The following is a 6,867-nucleotide window of genomic DNA, read 5'->3' on the forward strand; positions in this document are numbered from 1 at the left end:
GCTTTAACACGTTGCCCATGAGTTAAGTTAGCGTCACTATTTTGTGATAATGGCAGGCGTTTATCAATGCGCTCGTTCAGTTTGAGAGAGTCAATGGCGACAGCAACTAACCCGAGATGGTCAAGATGTTGGATCTGAACGTTAGCTAGGGGGGGATCTCGGGTTGTGATGTGGATGTATTTGTTGCCATTGAATAATTCAGATGATGTCATGTGATAGCGAGTATGACATAACAAAATGAGCTAGTACTTAAACACAATGAAGATGATCGATTGTCCCTATTTCAGCAAGGGTAATAATTGCCCAGGAACTTTCAGTTTAATACTTCGCGCCGTGCGCGGTTGCTTTTCAATTAGTTCCTTCTTTTCCAGCATTTTAATCATCTGATTGACTGTGGGTGGTGTCACCTTAAAATAGTTTTGAAAATCAGTGTGTGCAGGCGGGATACCATTTAATTTTATATATTGATGGATAAAGGCGAGATATTGCCCTTGTTTTGCGTATTAACATGAAGAAGATCACTCAATAGAAACAATTCGACGCTTGTTTAAAGAAAACGATTTAAAACCTTGGCAAAGGAAAATGTGGTGTGTGGGAAAAATGAATGCAGACTACATTGCTCAAATGGAACATGTTCTAGACTTATACGCAAAACCTGAAAATCCGGCAGAACCTGTGATCAACTTTGACGAAGCGATGAAGCAATTGGTATCGGATATCACACCGTCAACAGAAGCAAAGCCTGGACAGACAGCCCGACAGGATTATGAATATAAGCGTGTTGCCGTAGCAAACATTTTTATGTTTTTTGATCGCCACCGAGGATGGCGAAAAGCGAAAGCAACGGAAGGTAAAAAATCAGCGGATTTTGCGCGGTGTATGAAAGAGCTTGTTGACGATCATTATCCTGATTCAGAAAAAATCCATGTGGTGATGGATAACTATGGTACACACAAAACAGGCTCATTATACAAGGCGTTTGAACCAAAAGAAGCACTACGGATCTTGAATCGTTTGGAGTTTCATTACACACCAAAACACGCGAGTTGGTTGAATATGGTGGAAATAGAAATAGGTAACATGAACCAGCAGTGCCTAACGCAAAGAATCCCGGATTGGGACAAGTTGCACAGTGAATTGGCTGCTTGGGAAAAGCGCCGTAATGATGCACAAGCATCAATAAATTGGATGTTTGATGTTGATGCAACGCGTGAAAAATTAACTCGAGCCTATCATGCGCTATTGCCTGAGAAAATAGGGACAATCAATCAAAATTAATGTGTCGAGGTACTAGTATGTGATCCATTGCCGTCAGTTGTGGTGATCTATTCGCCATTGCGGCTGATGTCGATTTAAGAACCAATGTAATTACCTGTCTATATATTATAACGATTTTTAATTAATCATGTTTCATTTATAGCCGCGGAAAGCAGGTAACATTATGACGATAGCTTAATGTTGAAGTATCTTCTAATGCTAGTATCTTATTCGACAACTCTAACTCTGGTAAAAGAGAAGAAAAACCAGCTATGGCAATATCATTAGCATCAATATTATCATTGCGAAGAAAGCGATAAGCTCCTTCAATTGAAGCTTGTGTACCAGATGCTTTAACAATTGAACTACCTGTGTTATTCGCCATTAAATGACTAATTTTGACTAGTCGCTTAGTGCGCCGTTCATCACCTAACTTAGCATTACCAAATATATTACTGCCCACTTTTCTGTATCTTTTATAAGCATTTCACTTAAAATCGTGATGATTATTTAACGTTAATGATCTGATCATCAATAATATAAAAAGTTCAGTTTTAGTAAAAATTTATTTGTGTATAAGAGTTAGATTCATTACGCGTTAAAGCGTATCAATATCAACTTTAAAAAAACTGCCCCCCCTAAAGCAGATGATAATGCACGAGTAGATTTTCAATGTCGCATTGAGGGCTATAAAAAAGCGGGAAGAGACATTGTTTATCTCGATGAAAGTGGTTTCGCCCAGTGTATGCCTCGTACCCATGGATATTCAAAAAAGGTTACTGTGTTATGGCATACATGAGTGGCAGGCAAAAGTTCGGGTAAATGTGATTGGGGCTATCGTAGGTGGCGCTTTTATAACACTCAGCGTCTTTACATGTTATGTGAATTCAGACGTATTTTATGCATGGCTAACACAGGATTTATTACCTAAAGATTCAGTCATCGTTATGGACAATGCTTCTTTTCACAAACGAAGTGATATGATTGAAGCAATAGACGAACGCGGCTTTATCTGTGATTTTTTACCGCCATACAGTCCTGATTTAAACCCAATTGAAAAAGAAATGGGCACAGGTAAAATCAATAAGAAGAAAAAACGATGCAGCCTTGATAAGCTGTTTTCTGAGCAAATCGATTATGCCACTTTATATTAATCCAGCTATACCCACCAATATCGCTAAAACAGGTTACAGTAGTTGTGTACCTCTAACTTCTTATGGCTTCCTTAAACCTCACCGTTAGCCAGTATCGCCCTTACCATTCAGATTATCTTCCCCTTAGTCAGCATGCTAAAGCTTCTTGCCAGCTTCGCTGGGGGAAAAAAACCGCTAAATAAGCTTAGCGGCTTTCATTTCAAACAATTTAAATTAGAATGTTTGATTTAAACGAAGGTACCAGCTGCGCCCCATTAAACGGTAGTTACTTTCATCAGTATTACCATTAAATGCAGGCTCAATGTAATGAGGCTGTTCATCAGTAAGGTTTGTTATACCAACTGATACTGTCGTACCTGTTTCTAAACTATAAACGGCAGAGACATCATGATACATCATAGAATCTACTTCATACTTATGTAGTGGACTATTAGCATCATCAGGATCTATGTTTGTAGTTCCCCAATAAAGTAACTCAGTGTACTCAAGACCAGACATGTAGTTAGTTGCATAATTAAGAGTTAAGTTATCAAGTTGATAGCTTGCATTAAAATTAATCTTATTTGTGAAGTAACTAGTATCATTTTCAAAAAGACCATTTAAGTCTTCCATTTCAAACTTGAAGCTATCAGCATTATAATTTTGATTTTCACGCTCTAAGAAATGCGTCATTGAAAGGTTTAATTTAATATCACCACCTAAAGCTTCAAAACCATAATTGGCTTCGAAATCAATACCTTTAGCAGTCATTCTGCTTAAATTACTTGATGAAGCATTTAAGTATGTAATCTCACCATTAGTACGACCAATATTACCACATAAAGCTGAGATACCGCCTAAATAACAACCTTTAAGTGAATCAAAAGCACCTATAGTATCAATTACTTTCTCAATATCAATTGCCCAGTAATCTAATGTAATCCCTAAACCTTCAACAAAATCAGGAGAGTACGCAAAACCAAGCGTGAAAGTATCTCCCTCTTCTGGTTTAAGATTTGGATTACCACCAGATGCAGCTAATTGTTGGCCATCTTCATTTGCACTTCCGCCATCTGGTACACCATCAGCTTGACAGTAACCTTGTTGTGCTGAAGTCAATGCTCCCCAGTTCGATTGACGACATGGATCTGTTGCAGACGGAAATGAGTCATTTGCTGGAGAATATAAAGAACTTATACCTGGAGCTCTGAATACCGTTCCGTAAGTACCACGAACTAATAGTCCATCCATTGGTTTCCATTCAGCACCAATTTGGTAAGTTGTAGAATCACCAAATGCACTGAAGTCATCATAACGTACACCTAATGGGATTTCTAATCCATCAACAACTGGAACAATTACTTCTGCAAATAAGCTTGTTACGTTGTAACTACCGTTAGTTCCTTTAGATTTGTTACCAGTAACTTCACGCATGAACTTACCAGAATCAACCTGTGCTTCTGCCTTTTCTGAACGCCATTCAAAACCAACACCACCAGAAACAATCCCACCTGGTAATTCAAATACATCACCACCCACAAAGGCAGTTAAAGTTTGTAGAGTGTAGTTACTAGAATCAACTAATGGAGCTGACACATAATCTAACATTTCTTGTGTTACTGAGCCAGGACCACCAAAAACGTTCATAGAAACACAATCAGAAATAGGAGCGTCAGAAGTACCACAAACAATATTACCTTCAGCATTTTTGAAAGAAGGCCCCATAGCTTTGGCTAAATTAGGTCCGTATAATTGACCAAAATCTGTAGAAGTATCCTGTTGATAACCGTAGTTATAGTTCACATCATAATAGTAACCATCACCAAAATCACCTTCAAAACCGATTACTTGCTGAATACCAATAATATCTTGTTCAAAACTACGACCGCCTTCTAGCATACGACGACGAGAACGTATTACATCTTCACCGAATGGGTTATAGAAGTTATCTTTTGAAACACCATTAAATGCAGTACCATCTGGTAAAGTACCGCTGTAAGCTGGATCGTAACGAGTATCATAAGGTACTGCTGCTAGCTCTTGTCTTGAGGTACGTTTATTTATACGAGTTTCGGTATACATTGATACAGAATCACCTAATTCCAATGAACCTTCAACAAAGAAGTTTAATTTTTTGTATGGAGTTTGAAGGTAGTTTACTGGTGCATAGTTATATGTATCATTGTTTGGCCCATTACCAACGAAATCACGCATATCTTCTAAGCTTGCAATACCACCGTCACACTTATCATTTGTTTGATTAGGGCGTTCTGAAGCAAAGTAAAAATGACCACAAGGTACAGAGCCACTACCAACAACAATTACATTTGCATTTTCTTTATTAGCACCAATTAACCCATTTTTCCAAAACGATGCTTCTTCGTCCTCACCCCATACTTGCCACGGGTAGTTCATGAAGTCAATTGAAGTATCACCTTGATAAACGGCTTCTTGTTCAACATAATCAATACCTACAACGATATGACCTGCATCGAAAGCTTTACCTGCTACAAAGCTAATGCTATCTTGTTTATTTTCGTTTACATCAAAAGAGTTTTTCATTTGTACTGTTACTTCAGCACCTTCAAAATCTTTACGAGTAATAATATTAACTACACCCGCAACAGCATCAGCACCGTAAGTTGCAGACGCACCATCTTTTAATACTTCAATTCGTTTAATCATTGAAGATGGAATGCTTTGAAAATCAGATGTTACAGGTCTACGGCCATTTACAAGCACTAGAGTACGTGAAGAACCTAAACCACGTAACTCGACGAAAGTACCACCATTACCGCCATTATTTGTAGTTGTCATAGTTGGAGAACCTGACATTACAGCGCTGCTTTGTAGGAATTGTCCTACATCTTGTATACCTGCAACTTTCATTTGTTCAGCAGTAATAACTGTAACCGGAGATGCTGATTCCATATCCGTACGCTTAATACGTGAACCAGTTACTTCAATACGTTCAACTTCTTCAGCGCCTTCATCAGCAGCCGATACATTTGCAGATAATGCTACTGTTGAAGCAGCACCAAAAGCCATCGCTAAGCGAACTGCCTTTGCTAGTTTGTTACTTATCATTCGATTTCTCCCTGGACCACATTCTTTGATGTGATTTAGTTTTTGTTGTCATTTAAGTTGAACTTAATGACTATTTTTAAGTCTTGCTCGTTATCCGAGGCAAATATTAAACAAAATAGGAAACATTGGTCAACAAATGTTTATAAAAAAATTAACACTTTAAGCCCAGATGTTTCCAAGTAGAAACACTTTGAAATACAAAATCATATATAGAGAAAGTAAACAAAACAACATAACCAACTGAATAAAAACTATAAAATAAAATTTAACGAAATAAATTCAAAGTGAAAAATGTAATCATTCGATTACAAAAAAAATATATTAAAAACAAAATAAAAAATAGATTGACATGGCGATATTCCAGTTTAAGGGTACATTTAACCCTGTAAATGAAATGTAAATGAAACAAGTTTTCATTAATAGAGTTACAGTAGCTACTAAATAATTACTATTTGGAAGAAAAAACAAACTATAAAATGACGTTTTTATTAGAATTAAATTTTACTGAATATGTATACCCATCACACTTCAAAATGCAGATTTTATCACCTGAAAATTATTATTAATGCTACTTTCTAAAATATCACCTATTTTTGGTATTGTTTGACTAAAAAACGCATAAATTTTATCTCTAAATTCTTTCGCAGTAGAAAAATATTTATTATTTCTAACATGCTCATTCATTATTTTCCATAGCCGTTCTATTGAGTTTAAATTTAGACAATAAGGCGCCAGATAGTGAAGTTTTATATTAAGCTCATTTGCTTTATCTTTAACAACCTGTGTTCGGTGATAACCTGCGCCATCTAAAATTAAATGAATTCTATTATTACTGCCATTATGAGCTCGTAATTCTGTGAAAAAATGTTGAATAGTCTCACTATTCATTTTTTCATAACGCTTAACTTGCGCTGCCGATAAGTTAAATGACCTCCGGCAAAGCCGGTGACTTATTAGATGACGCCCTAGAAGGGCTAAAGTAAGCGCCTAAGGCGCGTTTAACTGCTAGCTTTAGCTGATCTCGATCGGCATCATGCTTTTCTTGATTACGAATATATTCCCTCACCATATTTTCATCAAGTCCAACCGTTGATACAAAATATTCTCTAGCCCAAAACGCTTCTCCACTAAAGTTTATTTGCTTTCCTTTAAGTGTTCTGGCGATTGAGATCGCACTCTTCCCTTTTATAAAACCAACAACATTTGAAACAACTAACTTTTGTGGAATACTCAAGCACATATGAATATGAACATGATCAGGCATTAAATGTCCTTCCTCAATAATCACACCTTTTTGGCGAGCTAGATCATGAAACACCTCGCCTAAATGTTTTCTGATTGAACCAAATATCATTTTACGTCTTTTTTTAGGTATATACCCAAGCTACTT

7 protein-coding genes and 1 pseudogene are annotated in these 6,867 nt (G+C 36.8%); 2 read left to right on the top strand and 6 right to left on the bottom strand.

Annotated elements, in window-relative coordinates:
• A partial coding sequence (locus tag CJF42_RS24375; RefSeq protein WP_141235658.1) for a DUF4277 domain-containing protein occupies positions 1-212 on the bottom strand: 212 nt, incomplete at its 3' end.
• Positions 213-278: 66 nt separating this feature from the next.
• Positions 279-485 (bottom strand): annotated as a pseudogene (locus CJF42_RS24380) (LexA family protein); the annotation flags it as partial.
• Positions 486-525: 40 nt separating this feature from the next.
• On the opposite strand from CJF42_RS24380, the gene CJF42_RS24385 reads away from it, so the two are divergent.
• The gene (locus tag CJF42_RS24385) at positions 526-1,278 is read left to right on the top strand and encodes an IS630 family transposase (RefSeq protein WP_141235659.1); all 753 of its coding nucleotides are present in this window, start codon (positions 526-528) and stop codon (positions 1,276-1,278) included.
• A gap of 136 nt (positions 1,279-1,414) precedes the next feature.
• Here CJF42_RS24385 and CJF42_RS24390 read toward each other — a convergent pair whose 3' ends face one another.
• A complete protein-coding gene (locus CJF42_RS24390) occupies positions 1,415-1,720 on the bottom strand; it encodes an IS4/Tn5 family transposase DNA-binding protein (protein ID WP_095369127.1) in 306 nt (101 codons plus the stop codon).
• Between the two features lie 295 nt (positions 1,721-2,015).
• Here CJF42_RS24390 and CJF42_RS24395 point away from each other — a divergent pair, with 295 nt between their 5' ends.
• Positions 2,016-2,411 carry a transposase gene (locus tag CJF42_RS24395; RefSeq protein ID WP_212668858.1) on the top strand — a complete coding sequence of 132 codons (396 nt, stop codon included), beginning with the start codon at positions 2,016-2,018 and terminating at the stop codon, positions 2,409-2,411.
• 213 nt (positions 2,412-2,624) lie between these two features.
• Here CJF42_RS24395 and CJF42_RS24400 read toward each other — a convergent pair whose 3' ends face one another.
• From CJF42_RS24400 to tnpA, 3 genes are all read right to left on the bottom strand, one after another.
• A complete protein-coding gene (locus tag CJF42_RS24400; protein WP_095369128.1) occupies positions 2,625-5,477 on the bottom strand; it encodes a TonB-dependent receptor plug domain-containing protein in 2,853 nt (950 codons plus the stop codon).
• 528 nt (positions 5,478-6,005) lie between these two features.
• Positions 6,006-6,431, bottom strand: a complete 426-nt coding sequence (locus tag CJF42_RS24405; RefSeq protein ID WP_286203529.1) for a transposase — start codon at positions 6,429-6,431, stop codon at positions 6,006-6,008.
• Complete coding sequence (gene tnpA, locus CJF42_RS24410) at positions 6,400-6,852, bottom strand: IS200/IS605 family transposase (RefSeq protein WP_252097733.1); 453 nt, start codon at positions 6,850-6,852, stop codon at positions 6,400-6,402. Before tnpA ends, CJF42_RS24405 begins: the two co-directional genes overlap by 32 nt.
• Between the last annotated feature and the right edge of the window lie 15 nt (positions 6,853-6,867).

Origin of the sequence: Pseudoalteromonas sp. NBT06-2, assembly GCF_002276045.1 — a bacterium.
Classification (GTDB): domain Bacteria; phylum Pseudomonadota; class Gammaproteobacteria; order Enterobacterales; family Alteromonadaceae; genus Pseudoalteromonas.

Excerpts from the sequence above, each read along its gene's own strand:
- CJF42_RS24395 (WP_212668858.1), top strand. The coding sequence starts at position 2,016 with ATGGATATTCAAAAAAGGTTACTGTGTTATGGCATACATGAGTGGCAG.
- CJF42_RS24400 (WP_095369128.1), bottom strand. The coding sequence starts at position 5,477 with ATGATAAGTAACAAACTAGCAAAGGCAGTTCGCTTAGCGATGGCTTTT.